The organism is Commensalibacter papalotli (ex Botero et al. 2024), assembly GCF_947179115.1.
Lineage (GTDB): Bacteria > Pseudomonadota > Alphaproteobacteria > Acetobacterales > Acetobacteraceae > Commensalibacter > Commensalibacter papalotli.
In genome coordinates this window covers 144,718-165,336 of sequence record NZ_CAMXCI010000005.1, presented here as the reverse complement: position 1 = coordinate 165,336, position 20,619 = coordinate 144,718, and the positions used below count along the sequence as shown (strand labels likewise).

General features: G+C 36.0%; 20 protein-coding genes and 2 tRNA genes. 13 read left to right on the top strand and 9 right to left on the bottom strand.

From position 1 onward, the window contains the following. The first annotated feature begins 235 nt into the window (after positions 1–235). Together QMN76_RS09695 and QMN76_RS09690 are read left to right on the top strand one after the other, a co-directional pair. The gene (locus tag QMN76_RS09695) at positions 236–490 is read left to right on the top strand and encodes a type II toxin-antitoxin system RelB/DinJ family antitoxin (RefSeq protein WP_282024569.1); all 255 of its coding nucleotides are present in this window, start codon (positions 236–238) and stop codon (positions 488–490) included. Next, on the top strand, positions 480–761 hold the full coding sequence (locus QMN76_RS09690; RefSeq protein WP_282024567.1) for a type II toxin-antitoxin system RelE family toxin: 282 nt from the start codon (positions 480–482) through the stop codon (positions 759–761). The genes QMN76_RS09695 and QMN76_RS09690 overlap by 11 nt, the downstream gene beginning before the upstream one ends. A 427-nt stretch (positions 762–1,188) precedes the next feature. Here QMN76_RS09690 and nusG read toward each other — a convergent pair whose 3' ends face one another. The 3 genes from nusG to QMN76_RS09675 all read right to left on the bottom strand — a co-directional run bounded on the left by nusG (position 1,189) and on the right by QMN76_RS09675 (position 2,117). Next, positions 1,189–1,719 (bottom strand): transcription termination/antitermination protein NusG, encoded by a 531-nt coding sequence (gene nusG / locus QMN76_RS09685; RefSeq protein WP_034340649.1) that lies wholly within the window; start codon positions 1,717–1,719, stop codon positions 1,189–1,191. 16 nt (positions 1,720–1,735) lie between these two features. Continuing rightward, positions 1,736–1,924 (bottom strand): preprotein translocase subunit SecE, encoded by a 189-nt coding sequence (gene secE / locus QMN76_RS09680; RefSeq protein WP_034340646.1) that lies wholly within the window; start codon positions 1,922–1,924, stop codon positions 1,736–1,738. Positions 1,925–2,040: 116 nt separating this feature from the next. Next, positions 2,041–2,117: transfer RNA gene (locus QMN76_RS09675), tRNA-Trp, on the bottom strand. Between the two features lie 241 nt (positions 2,118–2,358). Here QMN76_RS09675 and QMN76_RS09670 point away from each other — a divergent pair. The 6 genes from QMN76_RS09670 to atpC all read left to right on the top strand — a co-directional run bounded on the left by QMN76_RS09670 (position 2,359) and on the right by atpC (position 8,429). After that, positions 2,359–2,432 (top strand) — tRNA-Gly (locus tag QMN76_RS09670). 969 nt (positions 2,433–3,401) lie between these two features. Further along, positions 3,402–3,971, top strand: a complete 570-nt coding sequence (atpH, locus tag QMN76_RS09665) for an ATP synthase F1 subunit delta (RefSeq protein WP_034340732.1) — start codon at positions 3,402–3,404, stop codon at positions 3,969–3,971. Beyond that, positions 3,971–5,509, top strand: a complete 1,539-nt coding sequence (gene atpA, locus QMN76_RS09660) for a F0F1 ATP synthase subunit alpha (RefSeq protein WP_034340643.1) — start codon at positions 3,971–3,973, stop codon at positions 5,507–5,509. The genes atpH and atpA overlap by 1 nt, the downstream gene beginning before the upstream one ends. An 11-nt stretch (positions 5,510–5,520) precedes the next feature. Then, complete coding sequence (locus QMN76_RS09655; protein ID WP_034340640.1) at positions 5,521–6,441, top strand: F0F1 ATP synthase subunit gamma; 921 nt, start codon at positions 5,521–5,523, stop codon at positions 6,439–6,441. Positions 6,442–6,476: 35 nt separating this feature from the next. After that, positions 6,477–7,979 (top strand): F0F1 ATP synthase subunit beta, encoded by a 1,503-nt coding sequence (gene atpD, locus QMN76_RS09650; RefSeq protein ID WP_282024564.1) that lies wholly within the window; start codon positions 6,477–6,479, stop codon positions 7,977–7,979. Positions 7,980–8,012: 33 nt separating this feature from the next. After that, positions 8,013–8,429, top strand: a complete 417-nt coding sequence (atpC, locus tag QMN76_RS09645) for an ATP synthase F1 subunit epsilon (protein ID WP_034340630.1) — start codon at positions 8,013–8,015, stop codon at positions 8,427–8,429. A gap of 24 nt (positions 8,430–8,453) precedes the next feature. Here the strand turns inward: atpC and queF are convergent, their stop codons facing one another. The 5 genes from queF to QMN76_RS09620 form a co-directional block, all read right to left on the bottom strand. Next, entirely contained in the window at positions 8,454–8,921 is a 468-nt protein-coding gene (queF, locus tag QMN76_RS09640) for a preQ(1) synthase (RefSeq protein WP_034340731.1), read from the bottom strand. 311 nt (positions 8,922–9,232) lie between these two features. Continuing rightward, a complete protein-coding gene (locus QMN76_RS09635) occupies positions 9,233–9,931 on the bottom strand; it encodes an L-ribulose-5-phosphate 4-epimerase (RefSeq protein ID WP_282024563.1) in 699 nt (232 codons plus the stop codon). 21 nt (positions 9,932–9,952) lie between these two features. Further along, on the bottom strand, positions 9,953–11,371 hold the full coding sequence (locus QMN76_RS09630) for a sugar porter family MFS transporter (RefSeq protein WP_282024562.1): 1,419 nt from the start codon (positions 11,369–11,371) through the stop codon (positions 9,953–9,955). A 41-nt stretch (positions 11,372–11,412) separates the two neighbouring features. Next, positions 11,413–12,915, bottom strand: coding sequence for an L-arabinose isomerase (gene araA / locus QMN76_RS09625; RefSeq protein ID WP_282024561.1), 1,503 nt, complete (start codon positions 12,913–12,915; stop codon positions 11,413–11,415). Between the two features lie 39 nt (positions 12,916–12,954). Further along, positions 12,955–14,625 carry a ribulokinase gene (locus QMN76_RS09620; protein WP_282024560.1) on the bottom strand — a complete coding sequence of 557 codons (1,671 nt, stop codon included), beginning with the start codon at positions 14,623–14,625 and terminating at the stop codon, positions 12,955–12,957. Positions 14,626–14,848: 223 nt separating this feature from the next. Here QMN76_RS09620 and araC point away from each other — a divergent pair, with 223 nt between their 5' ends. The 4 genes from araC (at position 14,849) to QMN76_RS09600 (ending at position 18,674) form a co-directional block, all read left to right on the top strand. After that, positions 14,849–15,712 (top strand): arabinose operon transcriptional regulator AraC, encoded by an 864-nt coding sequence (gene araC / locus QMN76_RS09615; protein WP_282065999.1) that lies wholly within the window; start codon positions 14,849–14,851, stop codon positions 15,710–15,712. Between the two features lie 205 nt (positions 15,713–15,917). Further along, positions 15,918–16,745 carry a glycosyltransferase family 32 protein gene (locus tag QMN76_RS09610; protein WP_282024558.1) on the top strand — a complete coding sequence of 276 codons (828 nt, stop codon included), beginning with the start codon at positions 15,918–15,920 and terminating at the stop codon, positions 16,743–16,745. 99 nt (positions 16,746–16,844) lie between these two features. Continuing rightward, a complete protein-coding gene (rnd, locus tag QMN76_RS09605; protein WP_282024557.1) occupies positions 16,845–18,020 on the top strand; it encodes a ribonuclease D in 1,176 nt (391 codons plus the stop codon). Positions 18,021–18,086: 66 nt separating this feature from the next. Next, positions 18,087–18,674, top strand: coding sequence for a GcrA family cell cycle regulator (locus QMN76_RS09600; protein ID WP_282024556.1), 588 nt, complete (start codon positions 18,087–18,089; stop codon positions 18,672–18,674). A 47-nt stretch (positions 18,675–18,721) separates the two neighbouring features. Here the strand turns inward: QMN76_RS09600 and QMN76_RS09595 are convergent, their stop codons facing one another. Further along, on the bottom strand, positions 18,722–19,255 hold the full coding sequence (locus QMN76_RS09595) for a bactofilin family protein (protein ID WP_282024555.1): 534 nt from the start codon (positions 19,253–19,255) through the stop codon (positions 18,722–18,724). Positions 19,256–19,503: 248 nt separating this feature from the next. Here QMN76_RS09595 and QMN76_RS09590 point away from each other — a divergent pair, with 248 nt between their 5' ends. Continuing rightward, entirely contained in the window at positions 19,504–20,532 is a 1,029-nt protein-coding gene (locus tag QMN76_RS09590) for an adenosine kinase (RefSeq protein WP_051462097.1), read from the top strand. The last annotated feature ends 87 nt before the right edge of the window (positions 20,533–20,619 follow it).

Here is a 20,619-nt window from a genome sequence, read left to right as displayed (position 1 = left end):
CTCGAATAATCATCAACCCAATAAATATAAATCGTTCCTAAATATAAATATTCCATCTATATCTATAACAGATTAATCGCGATCATCTAAATTTGCGACAAGACCATATCGTTTCTTGTTTTGTAATCATTTAAATACAAAATACTTTACTTAAACTCATAAAACAAAATATTGCACTACATTTGTAATTACATTATAACTTATCTATTATATTTTAATCTGAAGGTAAGAAATAATGAGCACTATTCAAATTAGAGTGGATGAAAATTTAAAAAAAGATGCTTATAAAGTTTTTGATAATCTGAAACTATCCCCCTCAGATGCACTGAGACTATTCTTACGTTATGTTGCTGAAAATAAAAAATTACCTTTTTCAGAGGTTTCAGTGATGGTCAGTGATAATGATAAAGATGATGATATTTTAGCGGTTGTGCGTGAACGTTTAAATAGTCCTGCAAAACGTGTCAGAGTTAATTTAGATGACCTTTAATATTGACTTTGATGAAAGAGCTTTAAAAGAATGGTATAAACTCGATAAATCTATTCAAACGCAATTCAAAAAGAAATTAAAACAACTACAAAATAATCCTCATATTGAATCTGCCCGTTTACATGGAGATCTTGCTAGCTGTTATAAAATTAAATTACGATCTTCTGGTTTCAGATTAGTTTATCAAGTCATTGATGAAGAAATTGTAATTCTAGTCATTGCGGTAGGAAAACGCGAAGATAAAAAAGTCTATGGAACAGCCAATGCTTGATTAAATAGTAAATGAGAGTTATCTAAAAACTCATACGATACGCAGAATATACGTAAACTCGTTTCATTAAATAGTTTATGAACAGGATACTTTATTTTGTTTAATGACCCTATCATGAAGGTCGTGGTGAGCATTATATATAAAAACATTATTCTATTAACATAATCACATAATTATACACAAATTTCAATAGGTGACTTAATATTAACAACATACAAAATATCGTCAGTCATCATAAACGATATGAATGATATTATAAATTTGTGAGATATATTCTTTTCAATGACAGCAAGATAAATTTATAAGATATAGAGATTACAAAAGGAGATTAATGAATATTTAATAAGGTATTGGGATGATAAATACAAAAAAGCCCTATGATACAAGTTTTTACTTGTATCATAGGGCTTTTTGTAAAACTATTTACTTACAGTTTTTCGACTTGATTATATTCAAGTTCAACTGGGGTTGATCGACCGAAAATAGAGACGCTGACTTTTAAGCGGCCTTTTTCTGTATCAACTTCTTCAACAACACCGTTAAATGAGGTGAAAGGACCGTCAGAAACTCTGATTTGCTCACCTACTTCAAAATTAACAGAAGGACGAGGGCTATTTGTGCCTTCCTGAGCTTGTTTTATGATCTGTTCAGCTTCGGCATTGGAAATAGGAGAAGGGCGCATTCTGTTCCCCAAAAATCCAGTGACTTTTGGAGTGTCTTTAATTAAATGCCAAGCATCATCTGTCATTTCCATTTTTACCAGGACATAGCCAGGAAAAAATTTGCGTTCTGTTTGAACTTTTTGACCACGTTTAACTTCGATGACTTCTTCTGAAGGAACCAAAATTTCTTCGATTTGACCGTTTAGTCCTTTTTGTTCAGCTTGTTCTTTGATTTGTTGAACAACTTTTTTTTCAAATCCAGAGTAAACGTGAATGACGTACCATCTTTTTGTCATGACTGGTTTCAATCTCCTATAAGCCAAACAAAGTTTGAATACCAAAGCCTATGACTTGGTCTACAATAAAAAAGAATGCGGAAGCACCAGCGGCCATTGCAAGCACGGCGGCTGTTGTGACTAATGTCGTGCGACGTGTTGGCCAAGTAACTTTCTTGGCTTCATTACGAACATCACGCAGAAATTTCGTGGGATTGACCGACACGAAACACCTTTCCTACTCAAAATAGCACTTTAATTATATTGACTTAATATAATATAGATGCGTGGTTAAAGGACAAGATGAATGTGATTACATTCATGGCATACTTACGTGTCTAATGGCAGGGGTGGAGGGTCTCGAACCCGCAACCTCCGGTTTTGGAGACCGGCACTCTAGCCAATTGAGCTACACCCCTGCATGATCACTGTGTGATTTTAAACTAGAACTATTCCTTTTGCAAGGTTAATTTGTTCAAATCACAGTTAAGAGAAAAAGCAATGAAACGTGAAGAAAGTCAAGTAAAAAAAATTATAAAACTAATTTTTTATAAAAAGTTAGCAAATTTTAAAAAAAAGACTTGATCTAATGAAAAATTTTGCTAAAAAGGTGTTATAAATTAGATAGCTCTTTATTATAGACTATTCTTCAAGATACAAGCGGGCGTAGCATAGTGGTAATGCAGTAGCCTTCCAAGCTTCTGAGGAGGGTTCGATTCCCTTCGCCCGCTCCAAAATCCACAGACATTGAAATAACTATGTGATTAAGATCTTCAGCGCATGAAGATATATTATCGTTACAGTAAGGCGATCTTTATATATGTTTTTCGATATTTTTTAGTAAATATTCGAATTTATAGCCATTTAAAACTTAATCTACTAGAATTGACAATCTGGAATGACAAATTTAAATGCGAATACCTCAAAATAATAATGTTGATATTTTTAGTATAAAACCGATATGATATTTTAATAATTTTATGCCAGAATGCTCATTAAAATAAAGCACTTAATTATAAATGGTGTTATTCACTTCAAACCAAACCTCCATTCAAATAGCGTTTTTTAACTTTCGTAGTGAAGTCATTTATTAAATCTGTTGTATAAGGCGGTTTACATAATGAAACAATTAAAAATATTTGCTATGATAACGTTCGTTATACGCTTAAATTATCTTATGATGGCCATTTGAAAGTATTATAAGTATATATTTAAAAGTTTCATAGAAAAAGACTAAAAAAATCTGGAGATAAACATTAGTATTATTTCTGATGTTAGCGAGTTTTATGAAAATTGAATGCGAATTGATAATTAATCTCCAGCTTTTTGATATAAAAAAGTTCTGTCACTAAAAAATCAAATTAAAAAATAATTTATTATTTTTGCTTGATCTTTATTGTTTTCGGCTTTCAGAGACTTTCCTTTTTTTGAAAAATCTTTTATCTAAGATATTAATTAAAAGTACGGGTTTTATGGTTTTATACTGGAATATAGTAGCGAGTTGTACAGACTTGCAACAGTTAAGGATTAAATTATAAGCAAAGCGCTTTTTAATTTTAATTTTTAACATGATTTGGTATAGACTAAGTCCTTTATAAAAGTTTATATCATAATTGTTGGGAAGGTAGAGAAAGCTGTTTGGCTTTGTTACACTATTCTAGAAAAGAAATGAAAGAATAAACCAAGTGAATACCGATGCAACAATGGCTGCTGCTGCAGCATCAACTTTTACTGCAAATGATCTCAAAGGTCGCTATGCTACAGCCCTTTATGAATTGGCTGAAGAAGAGCGTTCTTTAAATGAGGTCATGGTTGAAGTTGAAAATCTATTGAAAATTATCAATGAAAGCGAATTGTTGAAAGATGTTTTAAATAATCCTTCTTTTGATACAGCGCAAAGTCGTGAGATCGTTGTTGGCACTTTGAAACAAGTTGGATTCAGTCAGTTACTTCAAAATTTTGTTGGTGTAATTGCGAACAATCGCAGACTTGCCAGTTTAAAAGCTATTTTATTAGCTTTTTTTGCTTTGGTTAATCTTCGTCGTGGATTGGTCACGGCCGAAGTCATTACAGCACATCCTTTGACAGACATTCAACGTGCTCAGTTAAAAGATCGCTTGACCCAAGCAGGATATAATAAAGTTAATTTACTAGAGCGTATTGATACAAAGTTACTAGGCGGCTTTGTGATACGTATTGGGGCTCAGCTCTATGATGCTAGCCTTAAATCTCGTCTTAATCGTCTACATAATGTTATGAAGGGAGCCGCGTGATGGAAATCCGTCCCGCAGAGATTTCGGACATCCTTAAAAAACAAATTGCGTCCTTTGATAAAGAGTCTAACGTTGAGGAAACAGGAATTGTTTTGTCTGTTGGTGACGGTATTGCATTGGTTTATGGCCTGCAAAACGTCATGGCGGGTGAGCTAGTCTCCTTTGCAAACGGCGATTTAACAGGGATGGCATTGAATCTTTCCAGTGATCACGTTGGGATTGTTATTTTTGGAAATGACAGCCAAGTGCGTGAAGGGGATACAGTTTCTCGTACGAATCGAGTAATTGACGTTCCTGTTGGTAAAGGTCTTTTAGGTCGTGTTGTTGATGGCCTTGGTAATCCAATTGATGGAAAAGGCCCATTAAAAGACGTTGAACGTCGTTTGGCTGAAGTAAAAGCCCCTGGAATTATGCCTCGCCAATCTGTTTGCGAGTCTATGTTAACAGGAATTAAAGCAATTGATGCGTTGGTTCCTATTGGACGTGGACAACGTGAATTGATTATTGGTGATCGTCAAACAGGAAAATCAACCGTATTAATCGATACGATGATTGCGCAAAAGAAAACCAATGCATTAAACGATCCAAAGAAAACACTTTATTGTATTTACGTTGCTATTGGTCAAAAACGCTCAACAGTGGCTCAGGTTGTCCGTACCCTTGAAGAGCAAGGCGTGATGGAATATTGTATCGTTGTTGCAGCAACAGCTTCTGATGCTGCTCCTATGCAATATATTGCGCCTTATGCTGCGGCTTCTATGGGTGAATATTTCCGTGATAACGGAATGCATGCATTAATCAGCTATGATGATTTGTCAAAGCAAGCTGTTGCTTATCGTCAAATGTCATTATTGCTGCGTCGTCCTCCTGGACGTGAAGCTTATCCTGGGGATGTGTTCTATTTGCATTCTCGTTTATTAGAGCGTGCTGCAAAAATGTCTGATGAATATGGTGGTGGATCATTAACAGCTTTACCTGTTATCGAAACACAAGCTGGTGACGTTTCTGCATATATTCCTACGAATGTGATTTCGATTACAGATGGTCAGGTTTTCTTGGAAACTGAGCTTTTCTATCGTGGTATTCGTCCTGCGGTTAACGTTGGTACTTCAGTGTCTCGTGTGGGTTCTGCTGCACAAAGTAAAGCTATGAAGCAAGTTGCTGGTAGTATTAAACTTGAGTTGGCACAATATCGTGAAATGGAAGCATTCTCTCAATTTGCTTCTGATCTTGATGCTTCTACCAGAAAATTGTTGGCTCGTGGTGCACGCTTAACAGAATTATTAAAACAACCTCAAAACTCTCCTTATACAATGGAAGAGGAAGTGGTCGTTTTATATGCTGGTACTCGTGGATATACTGATGAAATTCCAGTTGAGAAAATTGGTAATTTTGAAAAGCAATTTATCGAAGTGATGCGTTCTTCTGGCTCTGAGATTTTAAATGGAATCCGTGATGCTGCTCAAATTTCCAAGGAATTGGAAGAGAAACTCGCAGCATTCTTAAAAGATTTCGTTCTTAAGTTCAAGCAAGTTTAAGGAGCGTCATTATGGCTTCTTTAAAGGAATTACGCGCTCGAATTAATAGCGTTAAATCGACTAAGAAGATTACCAGTGCTATGAAAATGGTGGCTGCAGCAAAGATGCATCGTGCAGAGAAACGCTCTCGCGAAGCAAAACCTTTTGCTACAACGATGCAGCGAATCTTGGTCAATTTAAAAGAATCTCTTGGAGATCGTCCTGGTATGCCAAAATTATTGGCAGGGACAGGTAAACAAGATCTTCATTTGTTGATACCAATGAGCAGTGATCGTGGTTTGGCAGGTGGGTTTAACGGTAATATTAACCGTGCGACACGTGACTTAATTCAAAAGCTTCTTAAAGAGGGAAAAAACGTAAAAATATGCCCAATTGGGTTTAAAGCTTATGTTTATTTCCGTGGTGAATATCCTGATTTAGTTGTGGGACCCGAAGGTGGTGATCATCGGTTGGGTAATGTGACATTTGAAACTGCTGATCAAGTTGCCAGCTATATTGAAAAATTGTTGGAAACTCAGCAATGTGATGTATGCACCGTGGTTTATAACCAGTTTAAGAATGTCATGTTACAAATACCAACTGCATTACAGTTGATTCCTTTGAATGTTGCCATGACTGAAGAAAAACAAAAAGAAACGTTAGACGAGAAATTAGCTACGCGTACCGAACAACTTCAAGCTGAATATTTGTTTGAACCAGAACCAGAGGAAGTGTTGCATCGTTTGCTTCCACAAAATCTGCGGGTTCAACTTCTTTCAGCTATGTTGGAAACCAATGCTGGAGAGCAAGGTGCTCGAATGACTGCTATGGATAGTGCAACACGTAATGCAGGTAAAGCGATCGATAAGCTTAGCCTTCATTATAACCGTACACGTCAAGCTAATATCACGAGTGAACTTACTGAGGTTATATCAGGTGCAAATGCTGCCTGATTTTTATAATTATTCTGCTAGGAGCTGACCCTATTATGTCGGAAACCGCAATTGAAGAAAAAAACGCAGCATATACTGATTCATCAGCGGGGAATCAGGCTGCATCTAAAAGTAACTCTGTAGGTCGCGTCACCGAGATTAAAGGTGCTGTTGTTGACGTGCAATTTACTGGTGATTTGCCTTATATTTTGAACGCATTAACTTGTAAAGTTGGCGATCGTAATCTGGTATTAGAAGTCGCACAAGAAATTGGGGATAACCAAGTTCGTTGTATTGCGATGGATTCTACGGATGGTATGGTTCGTGGAATGGAAGTTACTGATACAGGACATCAAATTCGTATGCCTGTTGGTAACGAAACACTAGGTCGTATTTTGAACGTTATTGGTGAACCGATTGATGAATTAGGCCCAATTAACGCTAAAAGTTACTCACCAATTCACCGTGAAGCACCCTCTTTTGAAGAACAAGGTGATGCAACAGAAATTCTGGAAACAGGAATTAAGGTTGTTGATTTGCTTTGCCCATATCTTCGTGGTGGTAAAATTGGTTTATTCGGCGGTGCCGGTGTTGGTAAAACCGTTTTGATTCAAGAGTTGATCAATAATATCGCAATGGGACATGGTGGTGTGTCTGTATTTGCTGGTGTTGGTGAAAGAACTCGTGAAGGTAACGATCTTTATCACGAAATGAAAGATGCTGGCGTTATTAAAGTTGACGGTACCAGTACAGCAGGTTCAAAAGTGGCCTTGGTTTATGGTCAGATGAATGAACCTCCTGGAGCGCGTGCTCGTGTAGCTTTGTCTGGTTTAACAGTTGCAGAGCATTTTCGTGATGAAGCTGGGCAAGACGTATTATTCTTTGTTGATAATATTTTCCGTTTTACTCAAGCTGGTTCTGAAGTGTCTGCGTTATTGGGTCGTATTCCATCCGCTGTGGGTTATCAACCTACGTTGGCTACAGAAATGGGTAACTTGCAAGAACGTATTACTTCAACGAAAAAAGGGTCTATTACGTCTGTGCAAGCAATTTATGTGCCTGCTGATGATTTGACTGATCCTGCACCTGCTACAACCTTTGCTCACTTGGACGCAACAACCGTGTTGAATCGTGCCATTTCTGAGCTTGGGATTTATCCTGCTGTTGATCCTTTGGATTCAACATCTCGTTCTTTGGACCCTCGCATTGTTGGCGAAGAGCATTACCAAGTGGCTCGTCAAGTTCAGCAAATTCTGCAAAATTATAAATCTTTACAGGATATTATTGCGATTTTGGGAATGGATGAATTATCTGAAGAAGATAAAAAAGTGGTTGCGCGCGCACGTCGTATTCAACGCTTTCTTTCTCAACCTTTCCACGTTGCTGAAGTCTTTACAGGCATGTCTGGTAAACTGGTTCCAGTTAAAGATACTGTTCGTTCCTTTAAAGAAATTATTGACGGTAAGCATGATGATTTGCCAGAAGCAGCTTTCTATATGGTAGGAACCATTGATGAAGCCGTTGCTAAGGCAGAGAAAATGAAACAAAACGATAAATAGGTTGTTTTGTATAAAAGGTAAAGGAAGGCAGTAATGTCGATACAACTTGAAATTGTTAGCCCAGAGAAAGTTGTTGTTTCTCAACAGGTTGATATGGCTGTTTTACCCGGTCTTGAAGGCGATATTGCTGCAATGGAAGGACATGTTCCCATGATCCTTCTCCTTCGTGGGGGTGTTATTCACCTTTATGTAGGTGATAAAATAACCGATAGTTTCTTTGTTGAAAGCGGTTTCGCTGAAATGAAAGAAACAGGATGCACAGTACTTGCCAAAGAAGTTAAAAAGTTGGATGAGCTATCTGAAGAGGTTGCGACAAAACTTTTAGCTGATTTAGAAGAAAGCTTCAAAGAAGCTGCCAAGGGTAATGATGCAGAAAGACAACGTGAGCTGATTGATGAAATGCAAAATGCTCAAGTTATGCTTGAATTAGCTACTTCTGTAAAGAAATAGCTAAAAATAGAGGAGGATAAGAAATTATCTTCCTCTATATGATGGAACCTCTTGATCAGGAATCCATACTTTTTTAGGTGGTGTATCTGTTTGCCAGAAAACATCGATAGGCATTCCGCCTCTCGGATACCAATACCCACCAATTCTTAGCCATTTGGGTTTCAGCAATTTGACGATGGTGGATGCAATTTCAATCGTACATGCCTCGTGAAAAGAGCCATGGTTACGAAAGCTTGACAAATATAATTTCAAAGATTTGCTTTCGACGATCCATTTCCCAGGAATATAATCTATTACTAAATGGGCGAAATCAGGTTGTCCTGTAATTGGGCAAAGTGATGTGAATTCTGGTGCGGTAAAGCGAATAGTATAATCATATTCTTGATATGGCGCAGGAACGCGCTCCAGCTTCGCCTCTTGCGGAGATTGGGGTAAAGGACTGTTTTGTCCTAGTTGGGTAAGATGTTTTTTTAAATCAGTTGGTTCGGGCATAATTTTATATTCAATGTTAAAAGTGATTTCATAATTCATTGGATAGTATAAGTCGAACTTTTATAAGATTCTATCTTAATGTTAAGAATTAATTTTAGAAGATAGAGATTTAGAAAACTTTTATTAAGCTTTGCGAGTTAATCGTATCGTTGATATTTATTAATTAGTTAAATTTAATGCGATAATCAATATTCACTAAAATTGTAGCTACCCTTGTATTTTAAAATTTAGTAATAATTAAAATATGGGCTTATTAAATTTTCAATAAGCCCATATATCTCATTTATTTAAGGAATGTTATATTAAGTTTTTTATTTTTGTCCGTAATAAGCGTTAGCACCATGCTTACGAAAATAATGTTTATTTAATAACTCTGTTTGCATGTTTGAAAGTTCTGGTGAAACCATATAAGAAAACATTTGCATATAACAAATCTCTTCTAAAATAATGGAGTGATCAACAGCTTGCATGACATTTTTCCCCCAAGTGAAGGGACCATGAGAATGTACTAAAGCTGCAGGCATGTCCAAAGGCTTTAAATGTAAATTATTAAAAGTCTCAATGATGACTTTACCTGTTTCAAACTCATAATTATGTTCTATTTCAATTTTGGTCATTAATCGAGTACAAGGAATAGCACCATAAAAATAATCTGCGTGCGTGGTTCCTAGAGGATTAACAGATTTTCCTGCCTGAGCCCATATTGTTGCATGACGAGAATGCGTATGAACGATACCACCAACATCCGAAAATTTTTGATATAAAATACGATGTGTTTCAGTATCTGATGAAGGTTTTAATTGACCATCTACAACTTTTCCAGTTTCAAGATTAACAACAACCATATCACTTGGCTTCATATTTTGATATTGCACACCTGAAGGTTTAATAACTATTAAATCTCTGTCATTATTAATAGCGCTTGCATTTCCCCAGGTCAGCACAACCAAATTATGTTCTTTTAAAGCGATATTGGCTTCGAAAACTTGTTCTTTTAATTCTTTAAGCATTTCTCAATTATTCCTTACAAATTAATTTCCAATGTCACGCAAAGCTTTACCACTCATCAGATTTCTTTCAATATGTTCCAATGTAACATTTTTGGTTTCTGGAATGAAAAAGATAACAACGAAAATAAATACAACGTTTAGAGCCGTATAAATCCAGAAGGTCCAGCTGATTCCCAACGTTTGTATTAATGTTAAGAAAGTTGCGCCAATAATCATATTGCTTACCCAGTTTGTAGTAGTAGAGCAAGAGATACCAAAGTCACGGCTTTTAAGAGGTTGGATTTCTGAGCAAAGAACCCAAATAACAGGGGCAGCACTCATGGCATATCCACCAATACACATAATGGCCATACCAACAGAGGCATAAGAAATAAAAGCAGAATTATTGCCATTATCAATCAGATATAAACATAATCCAAGAACGAATGTACCAAGGGCAATAATAGCAAAACCGACTTTTAAAATAGGTTTACGACCAAGTTTATCAACGGTAAAGATTGCAATAAAAGTAGCAAAAACAAATGTTAAACCAACAATAATTGTTGCATACATTTGCTCATGATTTGTTTGGAACCCTGCACGTCTGAAAATTTCTGGGGCATAATACATAATAATGTTCATACCAGTAAATTGTTGCATTGCTTGCAATGCCATACCAAGATACACAACGCGACGAACATTTTTATTGACTTTAAAAAGAGACCAACCTTCTTGTTTAACCTTTAAGCTTTCTTTGATCTCATTAAATTCTTTTTTGACTTTTTCATCATTATTTCTAATATGATGTAAGACTTGTAAAGCTTCTTCTTCTCTACCTTTTGCTGCAAGCCAACGTGGGGTATTCGGCAGGAAAAATACCATAGCCATCAATAATAATGCAGGAATACATAATACCCCAAGCATCATGCGCCAATTTCCTGTTGAAGTAAAATAGGTATCAGAAAGAAAGGCAACGACAATTCCAATCGTCACCAGTAACTGATATCCAGAAATCATTTTACCACGAACATTTTCAGGAGCCATTTCTGACAAATATAAAGGTGCTGTATAAGAAGCAACTCCCACAGCAAAACCTAAAACAATTCTCCAAAAAATCAAGAACTCAACATTATGGGCCAAAGCAGAACCCAAAGACCCGATAATAAACAAAAGAGCAGAAATTAATAAGCTATATTTTCTTCCAAGTTTAAAGGAAAACCACCCATTGGATATGGCTCCTAATGCAGCACCCAGCATCATTGAGCTTACAACCCATTCTTGTAAATGGCTGCCCAATTTAAAATCTATTGTAATAAAAGGAAGAGCTCCAGCAATAACGCCGATATCTAAGCCAAACAATAACCCTGCCATTGCAGCAGCAAGGCCAATAAGAAGCGTTGCTCTTTTTGTAGAAGCTTCTCTTTTTTGAACATTTTCATTTAATAATACTGATTGCTGCATTTATTTTACTCACTTTAATAGAGTTTTACATCAAATGTGTTTTATTTTACTTTGTTAGAATAAAGCATGTCATTCCACAAAAGTTCTTTTTCAAATTGATGTGTATTGGTGTTTTCATCAATAACGGCAATTTCCATATCTTTTAATTTGGCATATAAACGGAAATATTCCATATCTAATGCTTGGGTATAAACGGAATGATGGGCTGCGCCTGCGGCAATCCATGCTTGTGTTGAAACATCCAAAGAAGGCTTTGGTTTCCATACTGCACATGCAACAGGAAGCTTAGGAAGTGGGTGTGGTTGCTCAATCGTTTCCAAAGCATTGGTTACCAACCTAAAGCGATTACCTAGATCAATTAAGCTTGCATTAATTGCTGGTCCTGGGCGAGATTTAAAAATTAAACGAACAGGATCATCTTTGCCACCAATACCTAAATATTGAGCATCCACTAATGGTTTTTCATCAGCAATAGATGGACAGACTTCTAACATATGAGAGCCAATGACCAGCTCTTGTCCTTTGGTAAAGTCATAGGTGTAATCTTCCATAAAAGAAGTGCCTCGATCTATACCGCTGGCCATCAGTTTGATGGTTCTTAAAAGTGCAGAGGTTTTCCAATCGCCCTCAGCACTAAACCCATATCCTTGTTGCATTAAGCGTTGTGATGCAATACCAGGAAGTTGTTTAATACCGTGCAAATCCTCAAATGTATTTGTATAAGCACCATACCCACCTTGTACTAAGAATTTTTTAATCCCTAATTCAATGCGAGCGGCATCAATAACATTTTGGCGTTTTTCACCATTTTTTTGTGTTACAGGGCTGAAACGATATAAAGTTTCATATTCTTCTACTAAAGCATCAACGTCACTTTGTGGGATATCGTTAATAACTTGAACCAGATCACCAACCGCATGTGTATTAACAGAATATCCAAATTTAATTTGTGCAGAAACTTTATTTCCTTCTGTCACACCGACTTCACGCATATTATCGCCAAAACGAACAACTTTTAAAGATTGTTCAGCCATAATACCTGCAGAAACGCGCATCCAACGCTCAATTTTTTCATGAACTTTGCTGTCTTTCCAAAAGCCAATAGCAACGGTTGTTGGCACTTTCATCCGTGCACAAATAAAACCAAACTCTCTGCCACCATGTGCAGTTTGGTTCAAATTCATGAAATCCATATCCATTGTATTCCATGGAACAGTTTCATTATATTGTGTGTCTAGTTGAAAGAGTGGTTTGGTTAAAATATTTAAACCGTTAATCCACATTTTAGTTGGAGAAAATGTATGTAACCATGTCATAATACCAATACATTTTGGGCTATGATTTGCTTCACGACAAAGTGCTGTAATTTCCTCTGGGCGTGTGACGATAGGTTTATAAACAATTTTGACTGGAAAGTTAACTTTTTCGTTAAAATATTGTGCAACTTCTTTAGCGTTTTGCTCAGCTTGTTGCAGTGTTTTTGGGCCATATAAATGTTGACTGCCAGCAGCAAACCATACTTCGTATTCTTGAAAATTAGACATTTTTACCCTCTTTGTTTTTATTTTAATAATAAATAAATTCTATAATGCAGATTGATTATACTGAGGCTCACTAACCTCAGACCATTGAACATATTGTTCGTATATCGTTTGATATTGTTTTGATCTGTTAGGATCTGGTGTGAATATTGTGCTAATTGGGCTGGCCATCGTTTTTTGAGCTTCTGGAATGCTCGTATAAATACCAGCCGCAACCGCAGCAACAATAGCCGCACCAAGAGCACAACATTGTTCTGATTCACAAATCTCAATGGAGCGATTCATTACATCAGCACAAGTCTGCATAATAATTGGGGATTTTTTAGAAATCCCTCCAATTGCAATAATAGAATTTACAGGAACATTTTGGTTAGTAAAACATTCCATAATCGCTCTGGCACCACAAGCAGTAGAGACAATTAAACTGCCAAAAAGTGTTGCTGTATCTGTGCCTAAAGTAATCCCAGTTAGTGTGCCTTTTAATCTTTGATTGGCATTAGGAGTACGTCTGCCATTAAACCAATCCAAAGTGATTGGTAAATGGTCTAAATCAATATTTTTATACCAATGTTCTGTCAAAGAATTCAGTAGGTTATTTTCTACTTGCTTAATAACTTCTTGATTATCAGGAAGTTCTTTTTTCAGCTGTTCTAAAGGCCAAGATAAAAGACGTTGGTACCAAGCATATACATCACCAAAAGCAGACTGTCCTGCTTCAAGGCCAATATAATCAGGGATGACACTGCCATCGACCTGACCACAAATACCTTGGACAATGTTATCTTCAATACGATCTTTATCTGCGACTAGAATAACACATGTGGAGGTTCCAATTACCTCAACCAGTGAATATGGCTTTGCTCCGGCACCAATGGCACCCATATGACAGTCAAATGCCCCACCAGAAATGATAACGTCCTTTGAAAGCCCAAGTCGTTTAGCCCATTCAGGTGTTATTTTTCCAACCGGAATATCTGCGGTGTAAGTATCTGTAAATAAAGGGTATGGAAGATGTTTAACCAGGTTGGAATCTAAATCTTGGAAGAACTCATAAGGTGGAAGTCCATCCCATTTTTCACTCCAGAGACTTTTATGTCCAGCGGCGCATCGACCTCTTTTGATATTCTGCGGTGCGTTTGTTCCCGATAATAAAGAAGGTACCCAATCGCATAATTCAACCCAAGAAGCAGCTGCTTGTTTTACCTTTTCGTCTTCTTTAAAAATATGCATGATTTTTGCCCAGAACCATTCCGAAGAATAAATTCCACCGCATGTATCAAGATATCGAGCATATTCTTCTTGCTGACAATGCTGATTAATTTTTTCTGCTTCTTTGATAGAGCTATGGTCTTTCCATAAAACAAACATAGCATTTGGATTGTCTGCAAATTCTGGTCTAAGTGCTAAAACATTTCCATCTTGATCAATAGGAGCTGGTGTTGATGCGGTGCTATCAACCCCGATGGATACAATTTGTTGTGATTTTTCGCCTAATTTTTGAACTACAGCAATAATTGCTTGTTCCATTGACTCAATATAATCAAGCGGATGATGGCGGAATATATTTTTAACAGAGTTGCAGTAAAGATTTTTTTTCCATCTTGGATAATTTATAACCTCACTTGCAATTTCATACCCTGATTTACATTCAACGGCGATTGCACGAACTGAATCACTACCAAAATCTAGGCCTATTGAGATGACATCTTTCATACTAAGAACATCCTTAAACTACTGAATTGTGGTTTAAGACTAGTCTTTAATATTGAAGAATAATATACACGAATTCGTTGATAATATGTAAAATTGTGCTACTATTTAAATTATAAAAAAAAAATAATTATAAATATAAAGTAAATCTATAAAATATATATTTTTCTGCTCAATTTATGTAAAATTGTGCTATATTTTATAACATCAAAAAAACGTGATCGCTATGACTGTTGAACAAAATCAAGATCCTCTTTTACCAGGTTATTCTTTTAATGCTTATTTAGTTGCGGGCTTAACTCCTATTGATAAAGGGGGGATTTACGACTTTTTTGTTGATCGTCCTAATGGTATGGAAGGGTTTATTATTAATTTAACCTTTGCTGGTGAGGGCGTTATTTTTCATGAAGATAAATCATTTGTTAGTCAGCCTGGGGATTTTTTAATTTTTCCTCCTAATGAATCTCATTATTATGGGCGGAGGGCAAATTCAAAGCAGTGGTATCATTATTGGGTCTATTTTAAACCCAGGGCTATATGGACAAAATGGTTATTATGGCCATTAACTGTCGGCAACGTAGGATACTTTCGATCTGATGATCAATTAAATAAAGATTTAGAAAATTTATTCCTTAAAATAGTGGAAACAGCACAATCCTCAAACACCTATTCTGAAATTCTTGCAATGAATTTACTTGAAAATTTTTTAATACAAAGAATGCAGACAATATCGATCAAAAAACAAGAGAAATACGATCATCGTGTTATCTTAGCTTGTAATTTTATATCTGATAATGTTGATAATTGCTTGCAGGACAAATTTATTATCGAACACATCGCAGAACTGGTTAATCTTTCCCCGTCTCGTATCTCTCATTTATTTAAAGAAAATATAGGAGTTAGTATTCTTTCATGGAGAGAGGATCAAAGAGTGAATAAAGCTAAATTTTTACTTCAAACGACACCTTTATCTATTTCACAAATTGCTCAACATCTGGGATATACAGATCAGTTTTATTTTTCACGTGTGTTTAAAAATAAAACAGGATTAAGCCCCAAAAAATTTCGTTATATATTTTATAAAAACTAACGACTGTGTGTTTTGTTATATAAATGCAATTATTATCAGGTTTCAAAAGGAATATTGCGAAAAAGCGCTTTATCAAGCTATTGATAAGTATCAACGTTAGCAGATCGTTAAACTCTATTATCTCTTATACAATCTATAAGTTGATATTTTTTTAATTTAGAAACCTATATTTTATATTGACTAATTAACAGTGAAAGCCAACAGGATGTTTATTCAAGAAGAAAAAGAAAAAGCTAAATATTTCAAGTTTTCTCTGCATCCACAAGATGAGCTAGAGCAATATCTTAATCCTCGTTTTTTGTCTGTTATTAATGAAGAAACATCAATAGATGCACTCCAACCAGTCAATATCAATATCCCCAAAAAAATTGTAATTTTTTGGCATGAAAAAGAGTTACCTGACGATGTTTATGCTTCAATTGAGAAAATTAAACGTTATAATACAGAATATTATGTTGAGCTGTTTCATACGGAATCTGCTGGGGAATTTATTAACTCGCATTATGGTCAAGAGCTTTATTATTTATATGAACGCCGTTGTGTGCACCCATCTATGAAATCGGATTTTTTTCGCATATGTTATCTGGCAAAAATGGGTGGAATATATATAGATGTTGATATTGATTGTTTTAAATCTTTAGAAGAAATCTTTAAATTTTATGAATTTGATTGTTTCTTGTTTTATTCCAAAGGTAAACCTTGTTGTATTGATAATGACTTTATTGCTTGCAAAGCGAATAATCCAATTATTTCTGCTGTTCTAGATAAAATAAAAGAAAACTTAACGATCAAGCGAAGTTTTTCGAGTGTTTGGGAGTGTACAGGACCTGGTGCTGTATCGATGGCTATTTTAGAACTTTTAATGCAAGATATTTTGCAAGACGATCAGGAAAACCGTTCTTTAGAAGGGTTGCGATTAGCTCCTCATAAATTTGCCCTTCGTGCTTATAGTCACCAAGAGTTGGAATATAAAAAAACAACTGAAGGAAATTGGCGATATTTTCGTATGCCAAGTCAACTATATAAATTATAAAGATAGAATACTGAAAATTTATATTTTGTTATATTGTTTTCAATAGATCATTTATGGTATCTTCGTTCGTTTAATAAGAGAGATATTACTGATTTTTATATGTACAAATTACAAAAATTTTCTGATCCAGTAATGGTAACAGACAACCACGCTCTACAACAAATGGTCGAGGTTTTACTTAAGGAAACCTTTATCACGATGGATACAGAGTTTGTAAGAGAAAAAACTTATTGGCCAGAGTTATGTTTGGTTCAGTTGGCTGGTAAAGGAAAAGTGTATTTATTAGATGCAGTGGCACCAGGTATAGATTTGTCTTTGCTGTTGCCTTTATTAACGGCACAGTCTGTTATCAAAGTTTTCCATGCAGCTCAGCAGGACTTAGAAATATTTTTACACTTATTTAATATTTTACCAACACCTGTTTTTGATACACAAATTGCAGCGATGGTAGCAGGGTTTGGCAATCAAATTGGATATGATAGTTTGGTTGATTCGTTACTTAAGGTTGCTATTGATAAATCACATCGTTTCAGTGACTGGGCTATGCGTCCTTTAACCACGGCTCAACAAAATTATGCTGCTGCAGATGTAACCTATCTGTGGGATGTTTATTTAATTTTGTTGGAGCAACTAACTAAAACTAATCGTACTAGTTGGGTTGCAGCTGAAATTAAAATTTTGTCTGATCCTGAATTTTTTGCACCCTCTATGGATAAAATCTGGAAAAGATTGCGTCCCAGGACGGGAAACCGCCGAGTTTTGGGATGTTTATATGCCATTATTCAGTGGAGAGAGCAAGAAGCACAAAGATTGAATATCCCTCGGCAACATTTAGTCCGTGATGAAAGTTTATTAGCAATTGCTGCGGCGTTGCCAGATAGTGTTAAAGCATTGTCTCGTATTCGTGGTATTTCCCAAGGGTTTGCAGATAGTAAAGAAGGTGGAAGTCTTCTGAGTGTCATCAAAACGGTTAAAAATACTGAGCTTGATACGCTACCTTTGCCCGTTTCTGATGAAAGCAATAAAAGAAAACCGTCGGAGGCGATTATATCTTTGCTCAAAGTTTTATTACAGGCCAAGTGTGAAGCTTATCAAGTTGCGCCAAAATTAGTTGTGGATAGTAAAGATATAGAAAATTTGGCATTAGGTAGGCGTGATCTGCCAGTGCTTGTTGGGTGGAGGCGTGACGTGTTTGGTCAAGATGCAGTGGATTTATGTAATGGACAATTAATTTTAGGTGTTCAAGATCAAAAAATAGAAATAATAAAACGATAATTGATTTTCAGTTGTAGAGTAATTAACTGTATAAAATGATATTGATCATGAAGGGGCGTATGGGTTATGGAGTGGAATGAAGAAGCCGTAGCAAGGCTGCGAGAGCTATGGACACAAGGGCTTTCTACTGCTGAAATTGGTCGACATTTAAATGTGACCAAAAATGCAGTTGTGGGCAAGGCTCATCGTTTAGGGTTAGAAGGTAGACCTTCACCGATTCGAAGGGCAGCTGTTAAAAAAGATAAAGTAACTCCCGTTGCAAAAACAGAATCTAAGGCAGCTCCTGTAGAAAAACCAGCCAAAGTTGTAAAGCCAAAGGCTGAAAAAGCAGAGAAAGTTGAAAAGACTACCAAGGAAAAACTAGCAGCTGCTATAAGCGTGGTTAAAAAAGAGGCTGATTCTCAACAGTTTGATATGATTACACCTGTTGGAAAAAAAGAGGTCAAACCAAAGAAAACTAAAATTGATTTTACAGTACCAGTAGAGCTTCCTAAAAGACGTTCTATGTCTGATTGTTGTTGGCCAATTGGGGATCCTGGCACCAAAGATTTTCATTTTTGTGGTGCTAAGGCAGTTCCTGGTAAGCCTTATTGCTTAGAGCACGTACAGGTTGCTTATGTTAAATTAAGAGATCGTAAAAGTAACGTTGCCTAAATTTTGTTTTATTTCTCCGAATCTTTATAGATTCAGAGAAATATTCTTTAATTTTTGGTTGTTTTAAGAAGATCTTCTGCCATAGAGCTTTCTTGATCTTTTTTAGTTTCTATTTCAGTTGATGTAGGGGTTACCTTAAGTTTGTCAGCAGTAATCATTTCGATCTGACCTGTAATTTGTCCACCATCCTCTACTTTTAGACGACGACATTTTGCTTGTCCTATTAAACGTCCTGTTGCAGTAACGACTAAATTGCCTTGAGCGGTGATATTTCCTTCTAAGGTTCCTGTAATCTCTATATCTTGAGAATCGACTTCGCCTTTAAGAATACCTGTTTTTTGTACGATAATATTTTTGGTTTTGATGGTATTGGTTTCAACAGAGCCTTCAATAATTAATGTTTCGACATCTTCTAGGGTACCTAGGATACGAATACCTTGTCCGATAACCAAAGTGCGGCGATGTGATGCAGCATCATGATGTATAGAATTGGTGGAGCTATAAGATCGTTCCGTATTAGGGAGAAGGGTGTTGCGATTAATTAATTTTTTCTCCAACGTTGGAGGTAAATTATTTTTCATAGGAATAGGGCCTTCATCATGATTGGGAATAAAATAAATATTGTATGATCATACCGTTGTTCTTTAAAACACTAATCTTCATATAGTAGATTGAGGTTAAAATTGTAAATCATAATTAATAAATATATATCGGTTATTATGATTTATGAGGATGTAGATAACAAGAGCCTATTTTTTAATAATAAGAAATGAGTTTGTGTGGAGAATTGGGTTTCTTAAAAGAATAGATATAGAAAGAGTTAAGAGATATGAGAAGTTTTAGAGAAATATTAGGTCGTAAAAAAGAAGGTGATACAGAGTTTGATATTGTAGGAATTGGTAATGCGATTGTTGACGTTTTAGCAAAGGTCGATTCGGATTTTTTAAAACAGCAAGGTATGGAACCTGGGACAATGGCATTAATTGATTCTCAACGTGCCAAAGAATTAAAGTCATTATTCAAGCCAGAAAAACAAATGAGCGGTGGTTCTGTTGCAAATACTTGTTTTGTTGCTGCTTTGATGGGGGCGAAAACAGCCTATCTTGGTAAAGTTGCAGATGACAGCTTAGGTAAAAGTTTTGCTGAAGATATTAGACAAGGTGGTGTTTATTTTCCATCCCAACCGTTAAAAACGAGAACCCATCCAGATTTATATACAGCGCGTTCTATTATTTTTGTTACTCCTGATGGGCAACGCACCATGAATACATATTTAGGGGCCTGTACACAATTTAAACCAGAAGACGTTATTGAAGAAGTGATCAGTGCCGCTAAGGTAACTTTTTTAGAAGGTTATTTGTTTGATGGTGATTTAGCACAAAAAGCGTTTTACCAAGCTGCTGATATGGCTCATAAAGCAGATAAAAAGGTGGGGTTAAGTTTGTCTGATCCTTTTTGTGTAAAGCGTCATTTAGAGGCTTTTCAAGATTTTGTATCAACGCGTGTTGATATGGTTTTCGCAAATGAGCACGAAATTTGTGCTTTGTACGAAACTGATGATTTCGAAGTGGCGATTGTGAAAGCGGCTCAAGATGCCCCGATTGTTGTGGTAACACGTGGGGAAAAGGGCAGTGTGATTGTCGCAGATAATGAACGAATTGAGGTTGCTTGTGTCCCTACAGTTGTTGTAGATACAACGGGTGCAGGGGATGCTTATGTTGCTGGATTTTTGGCAGGTTGGACAACTGATCGTACTTATGCTGAATGTGGACGCTTAGGAAGTGTTGTTGCTTCTGAAGTGATTTCTCATTTTGGAGCAAGACCATTACCTGAATTAAAAGAAGTAATGAACTTTTAAAACGCAAAGTTAGCTTGTCCTCTGACGTGATAGAGGATAAAGGTAACTTCTAAAGATATTTATGCTTTGGATAAGGCATAGAGAATT